Origin of the sequence: Sorangium sp. So ce590 (assembly GCF_051521365.1) — a bacterium.
Taxonomy (GTDB): Bacteria; Myxococcota_A; Polyangia; order Polyangiales; family Polyangiaceae; genus Sorangium.
Genome location: NZ_CP150346.1, coordinates 10,507,646 through 10,528,447, shown reverse-complemented (window position 1 = coordinate 10,528,447; position 20,802 = coordinate 10,507,646). Strand labels below are relative to the sequence as shown.

At 72.2% G+C, this 20,802-nt stretch carries 17 protein-coding genes and 1 pseudogene; 10 read left to right on the top strand and 8 right to left on the bottom strand.

Annotation, left to right across the window (positions count from 1 at the left end; translation table 11 throughout):
- The gene (locus WMF28_RS40030) at nucleotides 1-795 is read left to right on the top strand and encodes a hypothetical protein (protein ID WP_437598951.1); all 795 of its coding nucleotides are present in this window, start codon (nucleotides 1-3) and stop codon (nucleotides 793-795) included.
- Nucleotides 796-1,166: 371 nt separating this feature from the next.
- Here WMF28_RS40030 and WMF28_RS40025 read toward each other — a convergent pair whose 3' ends face one another.
- The 3 genes from WMF28_RS40025 to WMF28_RS40015 are packed head-to-tail and all read right to left on the bottom strand — an operon-like array spanning nucleotide 1,167 to nucleotide 5,273.
- The gene (locus tag WMF28_RS40025; protein ID WP_437598950.1) at nucleotides 1,167-2,123 is read right to left on the bottom strand and encodes an ABC transporter ATP-binding protein; all 957 of its coding nucleotides are present in this window, start codon (nucleotides 2,121-2,123) and stop codon (nucleotides 1,167-1,169) included.
- A gap of 4 nt (nucleotides 2,124-2,127) precedes the next feature.
- Nucleotides 2,128-4,779 (bottom strand): signal peptide peptidase SppA, encoded by a 2,652-nt coding sequence (sppA, locus tag WMF28_RS40020; protein ID WP_437598949.1) that lies wholly within the window; start codon nucleotides 4,777-4,779, stop codon nucleotides 2,128-2,130.
- Nucleotides 4,776-5,273 carry a DUF2505 domain-containing protein gene (locus WMF28_RS40015; protein ID WP_437598948.1) on the bottom strand — a complete coding sequence of 166 codons (498 nt, stop codon included), beginning with the start codon at nucleotides 5,271-5,273 and terminating at the stop codon, nucleotides 4,776-4,778. The genes sppA and WMF28_RS40015 overlap by 4 nt, the downstream gene beginning before the upstream one ends.
- A gap of 419 nt (nucleotides 5,274-5,692) precedes the next feature.
- Here WMF28_RS40015 and WMF28_RS40010 point away from each other — a divergent pair, with 419 nt between their 5' ends.
- The 3 genes from WMF28_RS40010 to WMF28_RS40000 all read left to right on the top strand — a co-directional run bounded on the left by WMF28_RS40010 (nucleotide 5,693) and on the right by WMF28_RS40000 (nucleotide 7,199).
- Entirely contained in the window at nucleotides 5,693-6,067 is a 375-nt protein-coding gene (locus tag WMF28_RS40010) for a hypothetical protein (protein WP_437598946.1), read from the top strand.
- Nucleotides 6,068-6,260: 193 nt separating this feature from the next.
- Nucleotides 6,261-6,605, top strand: a complete 345-nt coding sequence (locus WMF28_RS40005; protein WP_437598944.1) for a hypothetical protein — start codon at nucleotides 6,261-6,263, stop codon at nucleotides 6,603-6,605.
- Nucleotides 6,606-6,755: 150 nt separating this feature from the next.
- On the top strand, nucleotides 6,756-7,199 hold the full coding sequence (locus WMF28_RS40000) for a hypothetical protein (protein ID WP_437598943.1): 444 nt from the start codon (nucleotides 6,756-6,758) through the stop codon (nucleotides 7,197-7,199).
- Nucleotides 7,200-7,485: 286 nt separating this feature from the next.
- On the opposite strand, the gene WMF28_RS39995 is transcribed toward WMF28_RS40000, so the two are convergent.
- Nucleotides 7,486-8,178, bottom strand: coding sequence for an ATP-binding protein (locus WMF28_RS39995; protein WP_437604357.1), 693 nt, complete (start codon nucleotides 8,176-8,178; stop codon nucleotides 7,486-7,488).
- Here WMF28_RS39995 and WMF28_RS39990 point away from each other — a divergent pair.
- Entirely contained in the window at nucleotides 8,170-8,397 is a 228-nt protein-coding gene (locus tag WMF28_RS39990; RefSeq protein WP_437598942.1) for a hypothetical protein, read from the top strand. The two genes, WMF28_RS39995 and WMF28_RS39990, sit on opposite strands and share 9 nt — an antisense overlap.
- Nucleotides 8,398-9,064: 667 nt before the next feature.
- On the opposite strand, the gene WMF28_RS39985 is transcribed toward WMF28_RS39990, so the two are convergent.
- Entirely contained in the window at nucleotides 9,065-9,262 is a 198-nt protein-coding gene (locus WMF28_RS39985) for a hypothetical protein (RefSeq protein ID WP_437598940.1), read from the bottom strand.
- 375 nt (nucleotides 9,263-9,637) lie between these two features.
- Here WMF28_RS39985 and WMF28_RS39980 point away from each other — a divergent pair, with 375 nt between their 5' ends.
- A complete protein-coding gene (locus WMF28_RS39980) occupies nucleotides 9,638-10,855 on the top strand; it encodes an outer membrane protein assembly factor BamB family protein (RefSeq protein WP_437598939.1) in 1,218 nt (405 codons plus the stop codon).
- 8 nt (nucleotides 10,856-10,863) lie between these two features.
- Here WMF28_RS39980 and WMF28_RS39975 read toward each other — a convergent pair whose 3' ends face one another.
- Both WMF28_RS39975 and WMF28_RS39970 read right to left on the bottom strand, forming a co-directional pair.
- Nucleotides 10,864-11,220, bottom strand: a complete 357-nt coding sequence (locus tag WMF28_RS39975) for a hypothetical protein (protein ID WP_437598937.1) — start codon at nucleotides 11,218-11,220, stop codon at nucleotides 10,864-10,866.
- 79 nt (nucleotides 11,221-11,299) lie between these two features.
- Nucleotides 11,300-13,951: a diguanylate cyclase gene (locus tag WMF28_RS39970; protein WP_437598936.1), complete on the bottom strand. Its 2,652-nt coding sequence runs from the start codon at nucleotides 13,949-13,951 to the stop codon at nucleotides 11,300-11,302.
- 552 nt (nucleotides 13,952-14,503) lie between these two features.
- Here WMF28_RS39970 and WMF28_RS39965 point away from each other — a divergent pair.
- From WMF28_RS39965 to WMF28_RS39950, 4 genes and pseudogenes are all read left to right on the top strand, one after another.
- Entirely contained in the window at nucleotides 14,504-15,025 is a 522-nt protein-coding gene (locus tag WMF28_RS39965; protein ID WP_437598935.1) for a helix-turn-helix domain-containing protein, read from the top strand.
- Nucleotides 15,026-15,859: 834 nt separating this feature from the next.
- Nucleotides 15,860-15,982: pseudogene (locus tag WMF28_RS39960) on the top strand (hypothetical protein); the annotation flags it as partial.
- A 60-nt stretch (nucleotides 15,983-16,042) separates the two neighbouring features.
- Entirely contained in the window at nucleotides 16,043-17,077 is a 1,035-nt protein-coding gene (locus tag WMF28_RS39955) for a hypothetical protein (RefSeq protein WP_437598933.1), read from the top strand.
- Between the two features lie 33 nt (nucleotides 17,078-17,110).
- A complete protein-coding gene (locus tag WMF28_RS39950) occupies nucleotides 17,111-17,572 on the top strand; it encodes a hypothetical protein (protein WP_437598932.1) in 462 nt (153 codons plus the stop codon).
- 448 nt (nucleotides 17,573-18,020) lie between these two features.
- Here WMF28_RS39950 and WMF28_RS39945 read toward each other — a convergent pair whose 3' ends face one another.
- Nucleotides 18,021-20,600, bottom strand: coding sequence for a PAS domain S-box protein (locus WMF28_RS39945; RefSeq protein ID WP_437598931.1), 2,580 nt, complete (start codon nucleotides 20,598-20,600; stop codon nucleotides 18,021-18,023).
- Between the last annotated feature and the right edge of the window lie 202 nt (nucleotides 20,601-20,802).

Sequence of the window (20,802 nt, the reverse complement as noted above, 5' to 3'; positions counted from 1 at the left end):
ATGGCGTCGAAATTGGTGACCGACAGGGACAAGTCCAGCCGCGCCGTGGCCGCGTCGGCCGAGACGCACGCGGACGAGAGCGCGAAGGGGACCGCGGCAGAGCTCGCGCCCTTCCTGAGGTCCGGCGAGAAGATGCCCGACGTGGCGTTGCTCATGCGCCTCGTCGCGCGCCGGCTCGCCGCGGACACGGCCGCGCTCGTGGCGGCCGACGACGCGCACGAGCGCGAGCTCGCCGACGATGCGGCGCCCCGCGAGGCGCGCGACGAGGCGGCCGCCCGGTTGCGCTCGGTGCTCGTCGACGGGCGCGCCGCCATCGATGCGGCGTTCGGGCCGGCGGGCCTGCGCAAGCTGCTGCTGGACGGGGCCGTGCCCGAGGACCCCTCCGTGCTCGTGACGAGCGGCGAGCGGGTCGCGAGCGCCCTGCGGGACGCGGAGATCAAGCTCCCGAAGCCGAGACGCGCGTCGATGAAGCTCGATCGCGCCGCGCTCGCCGACGAGATCGCGGCCGAGCTGCCGGCGCTCAAGAAGGCGCTCGCGAAGGTCGCGACCGAGGAGCGCGAGAAGGAGGCGACGCTGCGCGCGAAGCAGAACGCCCTGCGCAAGAGCGACAAGAGCTTCGGCCAGGGCGCCGCGCTGCTCGCCGCGAGCTTCACGTTCGCCGGCCTCGAGGATCTCGCCGCCAAGGTGCGCCCGTCCGGCCGCAGGCCCGGCCGGACCGCGGCCGAGGAGGACGACGCGCTCCCCCCCGAGGCGCCCCCCTCGCCCGAACCTCCTCTGCCGCTCGAAGGCGGCTGACCGCCGGCCGAGCCTGAAAGCGGCCCCCACGCTCCCCAAAATCGCGCTGCCACGGCCGGGAAACGCGATGATCCCGCGGCGAGCCGCGTTCCGAGCCGTTCCCCTCGGCCGTCGCCGCGGGCGCAGCCCTTCCGAAGCGTTCGGTGGCGCCGTCGCCGCCGGCTCTCGCCTTTCCGACGGCCCGAGCGCCGTCTCGCCCCGGGATCGTCGTCCGCGGAGCGGCCCGAGCGCCGTCTCGCCCCGGGATCGTCGCCCGGGGAGCGGCCCGAGCGCCGTCTCGCCCCGGGATCGTCGCCCGCGGAGCGGCTCCAGCGCCGAGCACCACAGCCGCTGCTTGGCCTGCGCTCCGGTGGACGCTCGACCCAAGGCCCTCAGAAGAGGGGGGTGAGCTCGACGATCGCCGCGCGGCAGCGCGTGGCGGCCAGGACGACGTCGCGGGTCGTCGCGCCCTCGGGCAGCGCGGCCGAGAAGCGCGCCGGCCCTCCCCGCAGCGCGATGCCCCGGGCGGCGAGCTCCTCGCGGAGGAGCTCCGCGTTGCTGCGGACGGTGAGGGTGTAGACGCGGCCCCCGGCGGCGACCTCCGCGAAGGTGCCCGAGAAGGCGAGCTCGCCGCCGGCGAGCACGAGCACGTCGGTGGCGCCGCGGACCAGGACGCCCCGCGGGCCCTCGACGTCGAGGCGCGCCGCCGTGAGCAGCGCGCCGCGGCCCTCGGTGGCGCCCGCGAGCGCGGCCAGGACGAAGCCGGCGGCGCCGTCGTCGAGGCCGACGAGTGGATCCTCGGCGATCAGCACGGCCGGCGCCGTCACGATCGCCTGGGCGAGGACGAGCGCGCGGCGCTCGGGCAGCGCCAGCGATCGGAGCGTGCGCTTGCGGGCGGCCGCGAGGCCGACCCGCGCCAGGGCGGGCGGCGCCATCTCGGCGGCCGCGCGCGCCGAGGCCCCGGCGAGCCGCGCGCTCCAGGCGACGTAGGCGTCCGCGGTCCACGCGAGCGGCAGCGGCGGATCGAGCGGCGCCGCCCCGCTCGCGGCGCGGTGCGCGGAGCGCGCGACGTCGCGGCCCGCGACCTCGAGGCGCCCGGCGACGACGCGCGCCTCGCCGGGCGCCGCGTCGGTCGCGTCGTCCGCCGCGGCGCCCGGCGCCGGCGCGCGGACGGCCGAGAACGGGATGCCGGTGAGCGCCGCGAAGAGCGCGCCGGCGTCGCCGGCGCAGAGCACGCGATCGCCGCGCGCCTCGGCGGTGAGCGCGTCGATCGCGACAACGTCGTCGACGGCGATGCGCGCGGCGCGGGCGTCGAGGAGCGGCGGGCCGGCGGCCTCGGCCTTCTCCATGGGCTCAGCGCTCCCCTAGCGCACGCGGCGCGGGCTGCGCGCGCGGCGCGGGCCCTCGGGGCGCGTCCTCGCGGGCCGTGGTGGGGGCGCCGAACGAGATCTCCCCGGCGAACTCGCTGCGCGCGAGCGGCCTGTCGGCGCCGAAAACGAGGAACGGCGTGAGGGCGCGCGCGGCGTCGAGCATCACGGGCGGGAGGGTCGCCGTCGCGAGCTCGCCCTGGGCCTGCGCCGAGAAGCCGACGAGGCTGAGGGCGTAGCCGAGGAGCGACGTGTCCTCCTCGGGGAGCGACAGGACGGGCGCGTCGTCGGGCAGCCGGCCCAGCCGGCGCGCCTCGGCGAGCGCCTCCCGGAGCCCGCCGATGCGATCGATGAGCCGGCGCTCCAGGGCCTGGGCGCCGGTCCACACGCGCCCGCGCGCCAGGGCGTCGACCTCGTCGGGCCGCATGCGCCGGCCCTCGGCGACGCGGGCGACGAACCGGTCGTAGAGCTGCTTGACCTTGACGCCGAGCTGCTCGCGCTCGTCGTCGGTGAACGGCCTGTAGAGCGACTCGGCGTCGGCGCGCGGCGAGGAGCGGAACGTCTCGAGGCCGACGCCGAGCTTCTGCAGCAGCCCGGTGACGTCGACCTTCCCGTAGAAGATGCCGATGGAGCCGGTGATCGTGGAGCGGGTCGCGAAGAGGGTGCCGCCGGCGACGGACGCGTAGTAGCCGCCGCTCGCGGCCTGCGAGCCCATCGAGACGATGAGCGGCTTCACGCGCGCCGTGAGGATCGCCTCGCGGAGGATGACGTCCGCCGCGAGCGTCGAGCCCCCGCCGGTCTCGACGCGGAGCACGACCGCGCGGACGTTGCGGTCCTCGCGCGCGCGGCGCAGCGCGCCCGCGACCGTGTACGAGCCCGCGAGCTTGACGCCGAGCAGCGGGATCGACCGGCTCTCGCCGTCGATCATGTCGCCGTCGAGGTAGACGAGCGCGATCTTGGGCGAGTAGCCCCAGCGCTCGGGCGCCTCGTCGCCCGGGTCATCGTCGACGACGCGGGAGGCGCGGCCCATCACCTCGTCGACGACGCGGCCGAGCTCGTCGTCGTAGGCGAGCATGTCGACGAGGCCGCTCTGCCGCGCCTCCTGCGCGAGGAACGGGCCGCGCGCGAGCCGCCGCTCGAGCTCCTCGACGGGGATGCGGCGCCCGGCGCTCACCGCGCCGAGGAAGGCGCCGGAGAGCTGATCGATCAGCGCCTGGTGGTCGTCCTTGCCGACCTGGGTGCTGCCCTCGCGGGCGAACTGCTCGGCGGCGAGCTTGTGCGCGCCGATGCGGACGATGTCGGCCTGCACGCCGAGCTTCTTCAGGAGCCCGCCGAAGTAGAAGTAGCTCGACGAGATGCCGGAGAAGCGCAGGCCCCCCGCGGGGTTCATCGCGATGGCGTCGGCGTGCGAGCACACGTGGAGCGAGCGCCCGCCGGCGTCCTCGAGGTGGCAGAGGACCTTCTTGCCGTGGCTCCGCAGGTTGCGGATCGCGTCGGCGACCTCCTCGGCGTGGGCGAGCGAGCTGGCCGGCTCGGCGCGGAGCACGAGCGCGACCCCGGAGACCTCCGGGTCCTCGGCGAGGCGCCAGAGCTGCTGGAGGAACCGGGTGTGCCTGCGGACGCCCGGGGTCGAGTCGAGGCGGACGCGGACGACGCGGGCCGGCAGCTGGACGCCCGGCTCGGAGAAGCTGCGGAGCGCGACGCCCGTGTAGAAGCCGGTGCCGTTCTTCGTGACGGCGTCGCCGAAGACGCCGCCGGCGGAGACCTGCAGCTCGCCGACGTTGACGTCGAGCCCGGCCATGGCCGCGATGTGCGGGCCGCCGTCGGCCGCGAGGTCGCGCAGCGTCACGTCGCCCCGGAGCGTGCCGACGTAGGGCACCCGCAGGCCGAGCGTGGCCCGCGGCGTCCAGGCGCCGCTCTCGTCGGGGTCGCTGTCCTCGACGTAGGCGGTCTCGAGCCCGATCTCGAGCGCGCGCCGGCCGCCCACGGGTCGCACGGCGATGCCGAGATCGTAGCTGCGCTCGATGGCCACGCGGAGGCGGCTCTCGGGGCGGTTCCAGTCCCGCGCGACGGCCGAGAGCGAGAGCCAGGTGGTGGGCCGGAGGGTGACGCCGCTCGTGAGCGAGAAGTACCCGTCGAGCGCCGGCGCGTCGGAGCTGCCCCAGCCGAGCGTCGTCCCGAACGCGAAGCCCGGGCCTGTGTCGAGCGCGAGCCCCCAGCGGACCCAGCGCGCGGCGCTGTCGAGCGGCGCCGCCGCGGCCTCGGGCGGGTCGAGGAAGTCGAAGCGCAGGCCGGTCGACACGTACCAGAGCGGCACGCCGAGCGCGATCGAGTGGCCGCGCGCCGGCAGCGGCGAGGCCGAGCCCGTGGAGACCCAGGTCCACCGGAGCTCGGTGCCTGGCAGGAAGGAGAGGTTCGCGGGGTTCACCGCGATGGCCGAGGTGTCGTCGCTGCTGGCGACGGCCTTGCCCGGATCCGGGATCGGCTGCGAGGGCCCGTCGGTCGGCGCGGCGAGCGCGGCGGTCGGCGCGGCGAGCGCGGCGAGCGCGGCGGTCGCGTACACGCCGAGGAGCGCGGCGGCGGCGCGGGCGAAGGGGGCACGGCGGGCGGGGCTCTGGGGGCGGGGTAGGTCGTTCATGCGCTGACGAGCTCCCGGAGCGTATCCGCTTCGGCGTCGTACGTCCGCTGGACCTCGGCGAGGGCGAGGCGCTCGACGAGCGGGCCGAGCAGGCGCAGCCGGATCTCGATGTCGCCGTCGACGCGGCGGCGGGTGCGTCCCTCGGGCAGGCGCTCGAGCTGGTATGTGCCCGCGGAGCGGAAGTAGCTGCGCCACTGCTCCTTCGGGCTCACCTGCCAGGTGGAGGCGTGATCGGAGAGCCGGTAGGTCGAGCGCTCCTCCCAGGACATGGCGTCCTTGGCGACGGGATAGCCCTTGAAGATCGGCAGCGGCGCGCTCGCCTGGAAGCGGAGGACGCGGAGGAGCTCGCCGTCGTGGATCGCGTGCTCGATCGTGACGACGCTCTCGATGGAGGCGACCTTCCTGGCCAGCCGCGGCCCGAGCTCCGGCGAGAGCACGGCGAGCTCGATGGCGTCGAGGGGCGCGTCGAGCTCGTGACAGATGGTGAAGTGCACGCGGCCTTCTAGCACGCCCCCTTCGAGGACCGGGCGCGGGGGCGGGAGGATCGAGCGCGGGGGTGGGAGGATCGAGCGCGGGGGTGGGAGGATCGAGCGCGGGGCCCGGTTATGCTCCCGGGCCTGGCTCCGGGACGGCGACGGGCGCGGTGGTCAGGATCTGTCAACAGCGTTCCGCGTGGGCCAGACGTCCGAATGCTGCTGCGACGATCGGCGTGCGCAGCTGTCAGGGTTCCAGGAACAGGCGGCTTGCGCCCATAGAAGAGGGCGACGCGCTTTTATTGCTTTCTTCGATTGCGTGTTGACACGGTGTGTTCGGACCGTGGGTCCCTGTGCGCCAGCCAACAGACGTTGCGTGGGGGGGATCTCGAATGCGACAGGCGCGCTGGCTTGTTCGTCTCGTGGTGTTTTGTGCTGTGATGTTGCTGCTCGGGCGGGGGCACGAGGGCATTGCGCTGGCCGGGCCTCCGGAGCCGCGGCTGTTGCCGCTGTCGCCTCCGGGCGGCGGGGTGGCGCTCTCGGCGATCCCTTTGCGGCTGCCGAGCGACGGTGTCGGAGGCCTGTTGCTGGGGCCTCGGTTCGACGCGCCGCTTGTCGAGGACGTGGGGGCGCCCCATGGCGAGGTGGTGCTCCCCGACAAGGCGCGGGTGGTGGCGTTCGAGGGGGCTGTCCTGGAGATTCCCGAGGGGGCGGTGGACGAGCCGGTGCGGATCACGATCCGGCCGCTGCCCGAGGGCGAAGTGCGGCCGATGGGGCGTGCGATGGTCAACGTCACGCCCGGAGGGAGGGCCTAAACGACCAAGGTCGAGTGGAACCCTGGAAAGCTCACTATGACGAATATGGGCGAATGGTTGGACGGGCCGACTACAACGCAGGCGACAAGGCGCAAGGAATTCCGGATACGCATCATGATGTATATGACTGGTCGAGGTCCGGTGCTGCCGCGCAAGAGGTCAAAAGTCACGTTCCTGGAGAGTATAAGCCATAATGACGAATGAATCGCTGACAAAAACAAAGCCGCTTGCGTCGATGGGGTATGTGGTGCGGCTAGAGATCGAGCGAGAGTTTGGGGAGGGCGAAGACTCAAGTTTGATGTTGATGGTTCGGTTGCGCGATCCGAAAAACGACAAAGAGATCGATATTGTGTTTGATGGTGTTGCGCAGCTCAAGTTTAGTGGTGAATCGGTTGCGTTGACGGAGTTGGTGCTGCTTGTCGTGGAGGATATAAGCGGTCGCGGCTGGGAAGGTCTATCTTACAGGGTGACCGATGCAGAAGAGGAATTTGTCTGCTTCCTGTGCCGTAGTATCGATGTTAAGGGTCAGGTTTCATGAACATTGAATTTGCGTGCGATAATTGATGGTTTTTGCGCGAGATGGTGGAGAGCGCGCCGAGTCAGCGCGGCGCGCGTGCGCTGCGGTACATGGGGCGCTTCATCCAGGAGAGCGGTGGAGCCGTCTTCTGATCAGAGCGCGTGGTGAGATATGGATATGTCGGAGAAGACAGTGGCGTTGACAGGTGGCGAGTCCGCGTTGGTGGTCGCGGCGCTGTTCGCACTGGCGGAGTGGCCGTTCACGAACGCGAAGGCGAAAAGCTTGATAGGAACGGACAAGAGTGCAGGTGAGCGCCTGAGCGAAGTGCTGTCGGCGCGATGGATGCGGCTTCTTGAGGGCGCTGGATTGTGGAATCGAGGCTCGGCGTGGACCCCTGGATTGATCGCAAGCAGAGCGGCACTACGTCCGGCTCTGACGCTGGACGCAACGGAGATCCCCATCGCAGCTGCCGCTCTTGAAGCCGTGAATGAGGAATTTTCTGGCGACTGGGATGAGTTCTGTACCGTCGCGCCTGGAGCACTGCAGTGGTATCCGCTAGGGCCGCAAGATGTGCCGGCGCTGGCTGGTCGATTGAAGGCAGTGTTGCCGGGCTGAGTCCGACACAGCGCGCGAGAGCGAAGCTGTCGGGCGCCCCGAGGCCGGTGCGACCGAAGCGGTGAGCGCGCGATGGAATCACCCGAGCAGGGGACGCGGCGCGGCGCTTGCCCGGAGTGTGTTGGAGGTCGCCGTCGCAAGCGTCGTGCCGCGAAGTGGGCCCCTCTTGTGTGCGCCCCCGCGCTGTCCGCCGCAAGTTTACAGAGTGTAGACGGCCATCACGACCCGCGGGTTCAGGGCGCGATCTCGCCACCGGCTGACGAGATCGCGCCCGGGCTCCGGCTCGTCACCGCCGCGGCCTGGGCGCGCGGCCTTTCTTCTCCAGCCGCTCCTCGTCGCGCCACGAGTCGGCGTCGATGTCGAGCACGTGGCAGTGCTGGGCGAAGCGATCGATGAGCGCACCGAGGCACGGCGCGTCTCCAAATACCGTGCCCCACTGCTTGTGGGAGGATTTCGTCGTGATCACGACGGCGCGGCTCTCGTGCCTCTTGCTGACGATGCGAAACAAGAGGTCCGCCGCGCTCGCGTCGCAGTGCACGTAGCCGAGCTCGTCCAAGATCAATAGATCAGGCCCGGTGTATCGGCGCAAGCGCCGCTCGATCGCGGGGAGCGTCTCGTGCCTGAGCAGATCCGCGAGCGCCGCCGAGAGGGTCGTGATGCGCGCGGTGTGACCCTTGGCGAGCGCGGCGAAGCCGAGGTGCTTGGCGAGCGTGCTCTTGCCGACGCCCGCCTGGCCGCGCAACAGGACGTTGTCGCCGCGGGCGATGAAGCCGAGCGTCTCGTGCCTCTCCTCGAACAGCTCCCGATCGATCTGGCGGGGATGGGACCAGTCGAAGCGGTCGAGCGGCTTGACCGGGCCGAGCGTCGCGTCCTTGGCGCGCGCCGCGAGGTTTCTCTGGTCGCGCTCGCGCTTGTCGAGCGTGGCGAGCTCCAGACAGAGCTCTGCGGGTGACATCTTGCTCCTCGTGGCATGCGTGATGAGCGCACGGATGGCTTCAGCGGAGGCGCGAAACCCGAGGGCGCGGAGCGCCTCGGCGGGTCATTCTGCGTCGTCATCGTAGCCTCCGAGGTCGTGGGGGATGACGTCGCGGTCGATGACGTGGGGTCCGAGCTCGATCTGCAGCACCGGGCGCGGGCGCGCGCGGCTCTGTTCGCACAAGATGGCCAGCGCGCCAAAGTCGTGGCTTCCTTATCCTGAGCAGCTCGTCGACCGCGGCCGCGAGCACGCGGGCGCCGTAGAGGTCGAGCAGCTTCTGCGTACGCGCCACCAGCGACCCGACGTTGCGCCCGTCGGCGAGCCAGAGGCGCATGAGCTCTTCGACCTGGGGGACCTCGGCTCGCAGGCGGTCGCGCCGTTTGCCGTTGCGCGCCCACGCCTTGGGGGCGAGCAGAGCGGCGCGGTGCTCGGGCGCCTCGATGACCTGGCCTTTCGCCCACGAGCGCGCGTGCTGCCCGACGACGCGGTCGCCGAGCAGGGCGTGCACCGGCTGCTGTACAAGCAGTCGTATGTGGCGCCGAGCAGCGCCGGAACCGCGCTGCCCGTGGCGGTGGACCTGGAGGTCGAACGGCGATGGGCTTATCGACCAGGTGGCGCAGAACCCCGAGAGCGGGCAGATGACGGTGGCGCTGAACCTCGGCTACCGGTTCACGGCGCCGGTGCCGTGGCAGCGGGACGCGTTCAACAAGACGAGCTTCAACGCGGGCGCGCTGAACGATGCGCTCGGCGAGGTGCTGGGCTTCTTCTCGGACGCAGCGGGCCCGGAGGCGGTGCGGCTGGAGGACACGGGGGCGCAGAGCATCGGATTCGGGGCGAGCGCGGGCGGCTCCAGCGGCGGGGTGAGCGCGAGCGTGGGCGCGGGGATCGGCTACACGCGCACGACGGCGCGCACGATCGTGGACTTCGTGGACGTGAACGGCGATGGGCTGCCGGACAAGGTGATGAAGGCGCCGGAAGAGGCGTTCTTCCGGGTGCAGCTGAACCTCGGCGCGCGGTTCGCGGCGGAGGAGCACTGGCCGGCCGGCGACTGGGGAGTGGACCTCGATCCGCTGGAGTACGCGTTCATGGGGAGCGGCGACGCGGTGGGCTTCCGGCGCTCGGAGAGCCACGACGGCAGCGTGTCGCTGCAGGTCTGTTACTTCGTCTGCGTCGGCGGGTCGGTGTACTACTTCGAGGGGACCGGGGCGTCGCACCTCGGTCCCGTCGGTCATCCAGACCGGCGCCCCGGGCAGCTCGCGCGCTGGCAGCTGCGCCGTCGCCGAAGAAGACGGCGCCGGCCGGCGAGAGGACGCCGCCGCCGCTCGGCGACGTCAAGACCGCGCGGAACCCGAGCGGGGGTAGCTCGCCGCACCCCTCATGCGCTGGCGTCGCCCCCGGCCGCCCCGGCGCTTCCTTGCTCGACCAACCGGAGCCGCGCTACGACCGCCGCAGGACACCTCGCATGCGACCCCCGCGCTCGCCCCGCGCCGCCGCCCGCGCCCGCGCGCTCGTCGTCGCGGCGGGCACGGCGCTGGCGGCGCTGTCCGCCGCGTGCGGCGGCGGACAGACGCAGGGCGAGGCCTTCGACCCGCGCTGGAAGGACGACGGCGGCGCCGGCATCGCGGCCTTCCAGCAGCGCTTCGCGGGCAGGCCCGTCCCCCTCGGCGCCGACGTGGCGGTCGGCGTCGTCGCGGGCTCAGGGGCGCGCCAGCTCGTCGGGGTGCCCCTTGGCGGCGGCCCGGCGTGGACCTTCACGCACCCGCTCGACGCGCGGCCGGCCGTCGCGGGGAGCGTCGTCGTCGGGCTCGGCCAGGGCGAGCTGTTCGCGCTCGACGCGCGCACAGGCCGGCTGCTCTGGACGCGGAGGGCCGGCGGCAGGCTCCGCGGCGCGGGCGACGACGGAGAGACCACCGTTGTGTCGCTCGTGTCGACCACCGGCACCCTGAGCGTGGTGCTCGCCATCGGCCACGACGGGATGGTGCAGCGCCAGATCGAGGACTCCGCCACCATCGGCGTGCCGGCCGTCGTGGGGCGCTACGCGTTCCTGCCCTGGCAGGGGCGGTACGTCACCGTCTTCGACCTGCAGACGGGCGGCGAGGTGGCGCGGGCGCTCCTCCGCACCGAGGTGAGCCGCGCCTTCCTGCTCGGCGGCGCCGTCTTCTTCGGCGGCGGCGCGGCGGCGACGCGCCTCGACGAGGCCATCGGGCTCGGCGCGGCCGGGCGCGCGTCGACGGCGCGGCTGCCAGCGCGCGAGCTGCCCGGGGCGCCGGTCTGGATGACCGACGGGACCGAGGTGCTCGCGCCCATCGGCTCGGCCGAGGACAGGGCGCGGCTCTATGCCCGCCCCCGCGCGTCCGGGCCGCCCGGCGTCGAGGCGGAGCGCTTCGCGGCGACGTACTACCGGGCCGCCGTCGGCCTCGACGCGCGCTCGGGCGAGCTCGCGTGGGCCCACGCGGGAGAGGCGGACTTCCTCGGCGGGGCGGCCTATGTCGGCGGCTTCGCGCTGTGCGACGCGCGCGGCGGGATCTCGTTCCTCGACGCGCAGCGCGGGGCCGTGGCGGGGCGCGCGTCGCTGGGCCGGCCGGTCCAGGCGTGCGTGGTGCAGGCCGACGGGCTCACCGCCGCGGCGCTCGCCGCGCAGCGCCCCGAGCGCCCCACGACCGCGCCCGATCCCCCGTGAAGCCGCCCTCAGCGGGGCTTCTCGTCCTTGTCCTCCGGGTCGACGGCGATGCGGAACCCGGGATCCTCCGGGGTGGGTCCGGTGGGCCGCGCCGCGGGGGCGTCGGGCCCGCCGCCGCCCTCGGGGCGGTCCTCGCGTGGCGGCGCCGGCGGCGGCTCCTTGCTCAGCTCGGCGCCGAGCCGGCCGACCACGTTGGACGCCGCCCGCACGAGCTCGCGCCCGGCGTCGTCGATCGCCTTGCCGACGCTCGTGCGATCGATGTCCTTGCGCAGGTCCACGGCCGTCTTGCGCGCCGCGCGCCAGAGCAGGCTCAGCCCCTGCTTGAGATCCTCCTTCGGGTCGTCGCGATCCGGGTCCGAGCTCATCGCGCCTCCTTGGCTTCGCCTTGCCGCGCCGAGGTGGCTTATGTTCCCGCCGCGCTGGCGCCGCAAGCGGCGCGCCCCCTCAGGCCGCGGTCTTCGGCTTGCTCGTGGGATCGACCTCCGGCGGACGCCTCGGCTTGCTCCGAGGCTCGGCCTCACCGGGCGTCCTGGCCGGCGTCGGCGAGAGCGAGGCGGTCGCGGCGCGCTTCCCGCCGGGCGGTGCGCCGTCGTGCCCCGCGGGCGCCGGGCCGCCGCCCGCCGCAGACGGCCTGCGCTGCGGCGCGGGCGCGGGGGCCGGTGGCCTGATCGTCGTGCTCGCCGGGGCCGGTGGCCTGACCGTCGTGCTCGCCGGCGGGGGCCTGCTCGTCGTGCTCGCCGGGGCCGGTGGCCTGGCCGTCGTGCTCGCCGACGCCGGCGGCCTGACCGTCGTGCTCGCCGCCGGTGGCCTGGCCGTCGTGCTCGCCGCCGGTGGCCTGGCCGTCGTGCTCGCCGCCGGTGGCCTGGCCGTCGTGCTCGCCGCCGGGGGCCTGGCCGTCGTGCTCGCCTCCGCCGCGGGCATCGCCGGCGCTGTCGCCTCGGCCGCGGGTGGGTGCCCGCTGCCCGACCGGATCGCCGGCGACCACGCCGTGGAGCGGTTCCGGCCCGACCGCTTCGAGACGTAGAGCGACTCGTCCGCGGCCTTGAAGAGCTCCTCCCACGTGCTGCCCGCCTCGGGGTAGGTGGCGATCCCGATCGAGCAGGTGACCTGGCACTGCACCGGGCCGCCGCTCCCGGCCGCGTGGAACGTCGTCCGCTCGAGCTCCTCGCGCACGCGCTCGGCGAGCAGCATCGCGCCGCGCGCGTCCGTCTCCTCGCAGATCACCACGAACTCCTCGCCGCCGAAGCGCGCGACCGCGTCGGTCGTGCGCTTCGCGCGCCGGAGCACGTCGCCGAGCCCCTTGATGATCACGTCGCCCACGTCGTGGCCGTACGTGTCGTTCACCTTCTTGAAGTGGTCGATGTCGGTCACGAGCACCGAGAGCCGCCGCGAGAACCGCCGCGCCGCCGTGATCTTCTGGTCGGCCACCTCGAGCATCGCCCGCTTGTTGAGCAGCCCGGTGAGCCCGTCCATCGTCGCGAGCTCCTCGAGGCGCCGCATCATCCGCGCGTTCGAGAGCGACACAGCCATGTGGCTCGCGAGGACCTCGAGCGTGCTCCGCACCGAGTCGGTGAAGGCCGCGCGCCGCCGCGAGCCGAGGACCAGCGTGCCGAGCGGCCGGTCGTGCACGACCAGCGGGAGCACGATGATCGACGGCATCGACGGCGGCGTCACGCGGCGGGTGAAGACGATCTGCCGCTTCTCGTCGTACTCGCCGCGGTACGGCAGCGGGTGCCGGTTCTGCAGCACCATCGAGACGAGCCCGGCGTTGTGGCGGAAGCGCTGCCCGGTCAGCTCGGCGCCCCCGTCGCCGCTCACGGCGCGGATCTCGTGGACCTTCTGCGCCTCGTCGTACAGCGTCACCGCCGCGAAATCGACCGACGTGATCTCGCGGGCGCTCGTGACGCCCGCCTCGATGACGCCGGGCTCGGTGGTGGCGGCGCCGAGCGCCTCGGCGGCGCGGTAGAGCTTGCCCTGCTCCACCTTGGCGCGCTCGAGCTGGACGAAGACGCGCTCGTTCTGGATGGCGCGCACGGCGTAGCGGCACGCCTCGTCGATGAGCTCGAGCTCCCGCGGCGAGAACGGCCGGTCCTCGACGCGATCGACGACGAGCACGCCGCGGAGCTTGCCGTGCTCGAACACCGGCAGCGCGCAGACGGCGCGCACCGGGGAGGGGCCGACGTAGTAGGGGATCTTGTAGCCGGGCTTGAGGCCCCCGATGACGACCGGCGCGCGCTGCGTGATCGCCGCGCCGAAGACGCCGTCGCCCGAGAGGAACGGGCCCTCCGAGAGGTTCGGGGCGTCGCTCGCGAGCTCGCTGATGCGCAGGTGCGTGCCGGCGTCGTTCTGCCAGAGGAGCATCGCGGTGTAGAGGTCCAGCGACTCGCGCAGGAGGCGGAGCGCGAAGAGCACCGACTGGTGGATCTCCTCGACGCCGGAGCGGGCGAGCCGCTCGTCGTCGCCCTTCTGGGCCACGCCGCGCGCCTGGGCCGGGGCGGAGAGCAGGCGGTAGCTGCGCGCGTCGTCGCGGAGCCGCTCGATCTCGGCCTGGAGGCGGGTGTGGGAGGCCTTCCGGACGCGGCTGATCTCGGCGCGGAGGACGGCCGCGTTCAGCAGCGAGAAGACGGCCATGAAGCCGATGTGCGGCGCGGCGGCGCCCCAGGCGATCGGCGCGCCGCGCGCGGCCATGGCCGAGCGGACGGCGATCTCGAGGGCGGCGGCGGCGATCGCGACGAGGAGCGACGCCGCGGGGCGGGCGAAGGCGCTCACGAGGGCGATGACGACGTAGAGGGCGGCGTGGGCGTCGCCGTCGAGCGAGCCGTCGAGGCGGAGGACCGCGGCGAACGTCGCGACGACGAGGAGGGCGCCGACCTCGAGGTCGAGCCGCGCGCTCGCCTCGATGGCGGCCGCGCGCCGCCACGCCCGCTGGACGAGCGCCGCGACCAGCACGAGCAGCGCCGCCGCGGCCGCGACCTGCGGCAGGCGCTCGGCCGCGTCGAGGACCACGAGCCCCCCGAGGGCCAGGGCGCACGCGAGCGGCGCCGCGTTGCGCGCGATACGGCGGGCGGTGAGCACGGCGAGCACCAGGTTGGCCATGGGCTCGCATGCGGCTACCAGAGGCCGATCCCGAGGGCCCAGTTCTCGGCTGCGGGCGGCCGGGCGACCGGCCGGCGGGGGAAACGGGCGAGAGCCGGGGACAAGGTGCGTCCTTGAGCGTGTGGGTAGTCGAGAGCGGAGCACGACAGTGATCGGCGTTGGTCGTCCGCTGGAAGGCCGCGCGGGAGGTCGCAATTGTGCGCCGACCAACCAACGACTGGACGAGCATCAGGCGCTCGGCGATAGGGTGACGGCTCGTGTCTCAGCGCCGGTGCAGCCGTGAGAGCAGGGGCGGCGATGGCCTTGGGACCGTCGCTCAGGCGTCCGCGCTCACGGCGGGGAGGACCGAGGAGATGCACGGCGAGCAGACCGCCCCTGCGGAGCTCTCGCTGCGGGGCTCATGGCACCAGGTGGAGACGCTGAGCGGGCTCGACCTCCGGGGAGACCCGCCTGCTGCTTCACTTCCTCCGCGAGGAACTCGCGCGCGTCGGGGAGACGTCCCGGCTGGAGCCGCCCGCGGACGGCGTCCTGCCGTGGTTCCATCGAGCGCTCATGGTGCGGTTGCTCCAGCACGGGTGGCCCGGCAACGTGCGCCAGCTCCGGAATGTCGCGCGGCAGCTCGTGATCTCCAGTCGCGGCTCCGACGTCATCGTCGTCGACGAGAGCCTGGAGCGGATGCTGGAGCAGGCGCGCCAGCCGGCGAGGCCCCCGTCGGATGCACCGCGATTGGCCGAGACGCGCGACGTGGACGTCCCCGCCGGCGAGCCGGAGGCGCGAGGCCAGGAGCGGGAGGTCGACGAGGACGCCCTGATCGCGGCGCTCCGCGACAGCCAGTGGTCGATCGGACCCGCGCCGGCGGCGCTCGGCGTGTCGCGCACCACCCTCTACCGGCTCATCGAGCGCAGCCCGCACGTGCGCAAGGCGGCCGACATCCCGGAGGACGAGCTCACGCGCTGCCACGACGAGTGCGCCGGCGATCTCGATGCCATGTCGGTGCGCCTCAGGGTATCGAAGCGAGGGCTGAAGCTGCGCCAGCGGGAGATCGCGATCGCCGAAAAGGGGCGCGAGAGGTAACGCCGTCCGCCTGGGTGCGGAGCGGAGCGTCCGCGGACGGTTCACGGACGGTCCGCGGACCGCTCTGGAATAGCAGCGCAGCCCCGCGAGGAGCCGTCGTCGCCTGGGTTTTCTTGATCGAGGCTGCCTCGAGCGCTGGCACGTGGGCTGCTTTGCCATGAGCGCGGGGCGCGCTCGGGTCCACTTGCCCTCATGCACGCGTGGGGGCTCCTCCGCGCCGAGGGGAGATCGCGTGGGGGCGCCCCGTGCGCGGCGTTTCGCTTGTTCTTGCCGCGTTCTGAGCATCCACCTTGATGAGGAGAGTCTTGTGATCAGCGATAAACCAAGATCGAAGGTTCGACCGCCTGCGCCTCGCGAGGCTTCGCGGGACGATGAAGCAAGCCGTTCCAACGGACTCGAGCCGCGCGCGCCGCGATCATCAAGGCGTGTCACGACACCTAGCACTACTGCGGGAAGTCGGACACGGAAGCGAACCGCCAAGGCGCCAAGGGCGCCAAGAAACCAGGGAAATGAGAGGGGAAAACGCCGGGACGGCACGTCCTCTCTCTCCTTGGCGACCTTGGCGCCATGGCGGTTTTTCTGCCGATCCGGGGCAACTTCCCGCAGTAGTGCTAGGCGTGAGGCCTTCGTAAGCGCACGCTCCGCGGCATACCTCCTGGGCACATGCATCGCGATGGCCAGCTTCGCCGGTTGTCACGGCGACAGCGAGATTCCGCAGGTCGCGCAGGTCGCGCAGCAGCAGACCTACATCCCGCCCGGCCCAGCGTATGAGTTCACCGACCTCTCGCCCGCCGCGCACATCCTGCCGGCGACCGCGCGCGACTACCTGCCGGGATCTGGCGGGGTGCAGGCAGACGGGTCCTATCACTACTCGTTGCCGATCGAGGTTCCCCCGGGGCGCGGCGAGGTGACGCCGCAGCTCTCTCTCTCGAGTACTCGAGCCGCGCGGGCAACGGCCCACTCGGCGTCGGCTGGAACGTCGGCGGGCTCTCGGCGATCCACCGGTGCGACGTGACCATGGCGACCGATGTTATCGCCGTGGAAGGCGAGCGGCTCTGCCTCGACGGCGCGTTGATGGTGCAGATCGGAGCGTTCGAGTTCCGCACCGAGAACGACATGATCGCCAAGATGGTGCGCCTCGGCGACTCGGACTTCAACTGGATGGTATACCTGAAAGATCACCGGATCCGGTACTATGGAAGGACGTATGACCAGGGCGACGACAAGACGGATAGTTTTCCGCTCGCCGAGGAGCACGATCGCTCGGGGAACATCGCCCAGTATACGTACAAAGACACGGCGCCTCCCATCGTCCAGTCGATCCAGTACGCCTTTCACAACAGCGGCGCCGAGGCGCAGCGCGAGGTTGTCTTCAACTACAAGGAACGCCCCGATCCAATCGCGCGCCGCGTGAGCGGCGAGACGTATCGCTGGGACGAGCTGCTCGACTCAATCGAGATGAAGGCGCCGAATCCCGACGCCAAGGCCACGGTATGGACCTACTCGCTAGGTTACGAGACCAGCCCCGACACCGGCTACTCGCGGCTGACGACCGTGACGCGCTGCGGGACGGCGGGCGGCTGCTCGTACGCGCGTGAGTTCGGCGGAGATCGGTTCGAAGAGAAATCGACGTCGTTCGGTGGTGACTCGCTGGCCGCTGGATCACAGTTGCTGGTGCTGGACGTCGACGGCGACGGCGACGACGACGTGGTGTACGCGGATGGTAACGGCCAGCGCCGCATCCACATCGGAGGCCCCGAGATGCCGCTCTCGGGCTCCTTCGATGTGTCAGACATCGGCGACCTGTCCCTGGCGCAGCCAGTTGACATCGACGGAGACGGCGCGAGCGAGAACGCCGTGATGGTGGTCCACGGGTCCAATGAAGATCTCGAGGAAGCGGACACCTGGCCGGAGTATAAAGCGATCTTCCGCTACGAGATCTGGCGGTGGAATAATGAGAGGGGAAAACGCCGGGACGGCACGTCCTCTCTCCTTGGCGACCTTGGCGCCATGGCGGTTTTTCTGCCGATCCGGGGCAACTTCCCGCAGTAGTGTCAAGCCCGGGCTGTGAGAATTGGAGGGGTTGTGGTTTACTATCCAGAGCTGAGTCGATGTGATTACTTTGGCCGCTGGCAAGATATTCTGCGGGCGGTCGGGTGGCATGAGTCAGGGCATTCGTTTGCAACAGGACCTGTGTCAAAAGAGTTTTTTGGAGCGCTGATGCGTCTTCTCTCCAATCCATGGCAACCTGTTGCTCTTGCGGGACGTCAGCCATGCCCCTACTGCCGCTTCACTGGAGGGGCAGCCGAGCTTCGGTTTGAAGATGTGGCGATCTCTGTCGGAGCGAATAATCTATTTGTTCCTGCGCGTGACGAAGCTGTGGTGTACGTCGCTCCGAGTTTGATTGCTCACTACATTGATGCTCACGACTATTGTCCGCCTGCGGTCTTTCAGGAGGCTGTTCTCGATTGTCCCGAGATGAGGTCTTTTGCATACTTGAAGAAGATTAGAGAAAATGGTTTGGCGGTCGCACGGCCAGCGGGTTAATATGTCTGAGCGTAACCGCGAGGATGGAGCCACATCCTGCGCAGGGAGATGGAGGGACACGTGGCGTCGAGCGTGTGGTCTGAGCGTCAGAACGGGCACCGCCCGCGCATCGCCATGGCCGTGGTCACTTGCGGCTTTCGCCGGGGTCGACGACGCTGGATGCGGGGCGGTGCCGGCCCGCCGCCCGCGTGGGCACCACTCGGCATCCTGGAGGCGAGGCACCGGTCCAGCTACGCGCCTATGCGTCCATAAAAGCCCGGCGACCTTCACCGGCCCGACCGGCTACCGGGTACCTCCCGCCTGGCTATGCGGCCTCTTCGCCCACGCCGGCCATCTCGCCCTCGATCCGGTCCAGCTCTCCTGATCTCCCACCCCGCGAGATCCTCACCGCTTCCTGTCTCCCCTTGCTGGGCGCGCCCGCTGCGACCATCCGCCTCTATCTATCTACCTACCCACCCCCGGGCCCCGGCGCCGGCGGCATGCCGCCCTCCGCCGGCGCGCCGGCCCCCGCGACGGCGCGGGGCAGCTCGACCGAGAAGGTCGCGCCGCGCCCCGGCGCGCTCTCCACCCGCACGGCGCCCCCGTGCTGCTCCACGATGAGCCGCACGATCCAGAGGCCGAGGCCGAACCCGCCGTAGTGCATCACCGACGCCGCGCGCTGGAACCGCTCGAAGATGCGCGCCTGGTCGCCGGTCGCGATGCCGATGCCTCGATCCTGCACGTCGAACCGGATCCGCTCCGCGTCGGCCTCGACGTGCACGTCGATGGGGGCGCCGGCGCCGTACTTCACGGCGTTCGACAGGAGGTTCGTGACCACCTGCTCCATGCGGGCGCGATCCCAGCGCACGAGGACCTCCGGGCTCCCGAGCAGCCGGATGGACGAGCCCCGGCGCGCCACCTCCTCGAACCGCTCGATGCTCTCGCGGAGCAGCGCCACGAGGTCGAAGTCCTCGACGTGGAGCGGCAGGCCCCGCGCCGAGATCCGGGAGACGTCGAGCAGCTCATTCACGAGATCGCTCAGCCGGAAGACGCTCCGGTGGATGGTCGAGAGCTTGGCGTCGAGCCGCGCCGTGTCCTGGGGGAACTGGCCGAGCCGGATCGCCCGGCGGAGGCTCTCCACCTGGAGGAGGAGCGCGGTGAGCGGCGTCTTGAGCTCGTGCGACGCGATGGAGAGGAACTCGTCGCGCACCTGGACCGCCTCCTGGAGGCTCCGGAGCAGCCGCTCGCGCTCCTCCTCCAGCCGGAGCTGCTCCGTCTCGTCGCGGGTGTTCATCACCGCGCCGGCGGGCGCGCCGTCCGCGCGGCGCAGCGGGGACGCGCTCGCGGAGAGGACGCGCGCCAGGCCGTCCGGCCGCCGGACCTGCCAGCGGACGCTCTCCACCTTCTCGCCGTGCAGGGCGCGGTGGAGCGGCGTCTCCGCGGCGGACATCGGGGCGCCCTCCGGCGTGGAGATGCCCGTCGCCCGCGCCCACGCGTCCAGCGGGAGCTCCGTCGCCGGCCCGAGCTGCCGCTCGGCCTCCGGGTTCATCAGGCGGACGACGCCGTGCTCGTCCACCATGACGATCCCGTCGCCGCTCTGCTCGATGATGCGCCGCAGGACGGCGTACTCGGCGGCGCGCCTGGCCTCGCTCTCCTGGAGCGCCTCCTCGGCGCGCTTGCGCTCGATCCCCTGGGCGACCATGTCGGCGATCGTCCCGAGCGCCTCGAGCACCTGCTCGTGCAGGGGGCTCCGCGCGAACATCGCCATGACGCCGATGAGTCGATCCTCGACGACCAAGGGGTAGCCGGCGAAGGACACCATGCCCTCGCGCCGCGCCCAGTCCTTCTCGCTCACCTGGGGGTCGTGCAGGACGTCGTTCGTCATGTGCGGCCGGAGCTCGCTCGCGATGCGGCCGATCTTGTAGCTGCCCACGGGGATGCGGCTGTGGCGCCCGTCGAGGTGCGTGTACATCCCCGCGCTCGCGTGGAGCTCCAGCACCTGCTCGCGCTCGTCGAGCAGCCAGATGCGGGCGAACGCCGCGCCGAGGTGTCCCCGGATCGCCTCGGCTCCGCGCTGCAGGAGCTCGCGCATCGTGCCGGGGTGGGACAGCGCCGCGCCCACCTCGGCCCGGAGCGCGCTCATGAGCGCCTGGGCGGCGAGCAGCTGCTCGCTCCGCTTCCGCTCGGTGATGTCGACGAACGTGATGATGGCGCCGACGGTCTCGCCTTGCCGGCGGACGGGGCGGGACCAGCACTCGACGGGGAAGGTCGTCCCGTCCGCGCGAAAGAGCAGCTCGCCGGCGAGGTGCGTGGGCTCGCCGCTCCGGAGCGTGTGGCAGATCCGGCACTCCGACTCGGGCAGCGGCGCGCCGCTCTCGCGCGTGTGGTGGACGAGCTGGTGCATGGTGCGCCCGGCGAGCTCCGCCTCGTCGCGGTACCCGAGCAGCCGCACGCAGGCCCCGTTGGCGAACGTGCACCGGCCCGCGCGATCGAGCCCATAGATCCCCTGCTCGGTCGACTCGAGCAGCGCCTGCGCCCGCTCCTCGCTCTCGCGGAGCGCCTCCTCCGCGACCTTCGCCCGCGTCACGTTGGTGGAGAGGCCGCGGGCGACGGGCACCCTGCCGGCGGGGGCGTCGCGGCGGGCGAGCTCGCTGCTCAGCCACACCGTGCGGCCGTCCGCGGCGATGAAGCGGTGCTCGATGCGCTCGGTCCCCCCCTCCGCGAGGACCTTGCGCGCGATGGCGAGCAGCCGCGGGCGGTCTTCCGGGTGCTGCTGTCGCCAGAAGAGCCGGTCATCGGCCGCCCAGCGCTCGGCGGCGTGCCCGAACAGCTCCCTCGCCGGCGCGCGCACCACCGACAGCTCGAGCGCGTCGCCGGAGACCTCCCAGGCCAGCGCGTCCAGCGCGCCGAGGAGCGCCGGCGTCCACGCGTCCTCGGCCGGCGTGCCCGGCTCGTCCTCGGCGCGCGCCGGGCCCTGATGGTCTGAGACCGGTTGCTCCCGAGGCCCGTTCCTCGTCTGATCCTGGACGTCGCTCGCTGGACAGCCCACGTGTCAGGCTAGCATGGGCGCCGCAGCGCGCCGGTGCGGCGGCCGCTCCCGGAGCCTGCGCAGGTCTCCCTCGGCGCACGGCAGATCTGGCCGGGGCTCCGTCGCGGCGGGCGGGCGGCGGGCGGCGGGCGGCGGGCGGGCGGGCGGCGATCGACAGCCCAGCTCACCCGGGCGGCACCGCGCCGGATCTCCCCGCGGCGCG

Bases quoted from the DNA above. Each gene is read 5' to 3' on its own strand.
- WMF28_RS40030 (WP_437598951.1), top strand. From the start codon at position 1: ATGGCGTCGAAATTGGTGACCGACAGGGACAAGTCCAGCCGCGCCGTG.
- WMF28_RS40025 (WP_437598950.1), bottom strand. From the start codon at position 2,123: ATGGAGAAGGCCGAGGCCGCCGGCCCGCCGCTCCTCGACGCCCGCGCC.
- sppA (WP_437598949.1), bottom strand. From the start codon at position 4,779: ATGAACGACCTACCCCGCCCCCAGAGCCCCGCCCGCCGTGCCCCCTTC.
- WMF28_RS40010 (WP_437598946.1), top strand. From the start codon at position 5,693: ATGTTGCTGCTCGGGCGGGGGCACGAGGGCATTGCGCTGGCCGGGCCT.
- WMF28_RS40005 (WP_437598944.1), top strand. From the start codon at position 6,261: ATGACGAATGAATCGCTGACAAAAACAAAGCCGCTTGCGTCGATGGGG.
- WMF28_RS40000 (WP_437598943.1), top strand. From the start codon at position 6,756: ATGGATATGTCGGAGAAGACAGTGGCGTTGACAGGTGGCGAGTCCGCG.
- WMF28_RS39990 (WP_437598942.1), top strand. From the start codon at position 8,170: ATGCGTGATGAGCGCACGGATGGCTTCAGCGGAGGCGCGAAACCCGAG.
- WMF28_RS39985 (WP_437598940.1), bottom strand. From the start codon at position 9,262: ATGAACGCGTACTCCAGCGGATCGAGGTCCACTCCCCAGTCGCCGGCC.
- WMF28_RS39980 (WP_437598939.1), top strand. From the start codon at position 9,638: ATGCGACCCCCGCGCTCGCCCCGCGCCGCCGCCCGCGCCCGCGCGCTC.
- WMF28_RS39975 (WP_437598937.1), bottom strand. From the start codon at position 11,220: ATGAGCTCGGACCCGGATCGCGACGACCCGAAGGAGGATCTCAAGCAG.
- WMF28_RS39970 (WP_437598936.1), bottom strand. From the start codon at position 13,951: ATGGCCAACCTGGTGCTCGCCGTGCTCACCGCCCGCCGTATCGCGCGC.
- WMF28_RS39965 (WP_437598935.1), top strand. From the start codon at position 14,504: ATGGTGCGGTTGCTCCAGCACGGGTGGCCCGGCAACGTGCGCCAGCTC.
- WMF28_RS39955 (WP_437598933.1), top strand. From the start codon at position 16,043: ATGGCGACCGATGTTATCGCCGTGGAAGGCGAGCGGCTCTGCCTCGAC.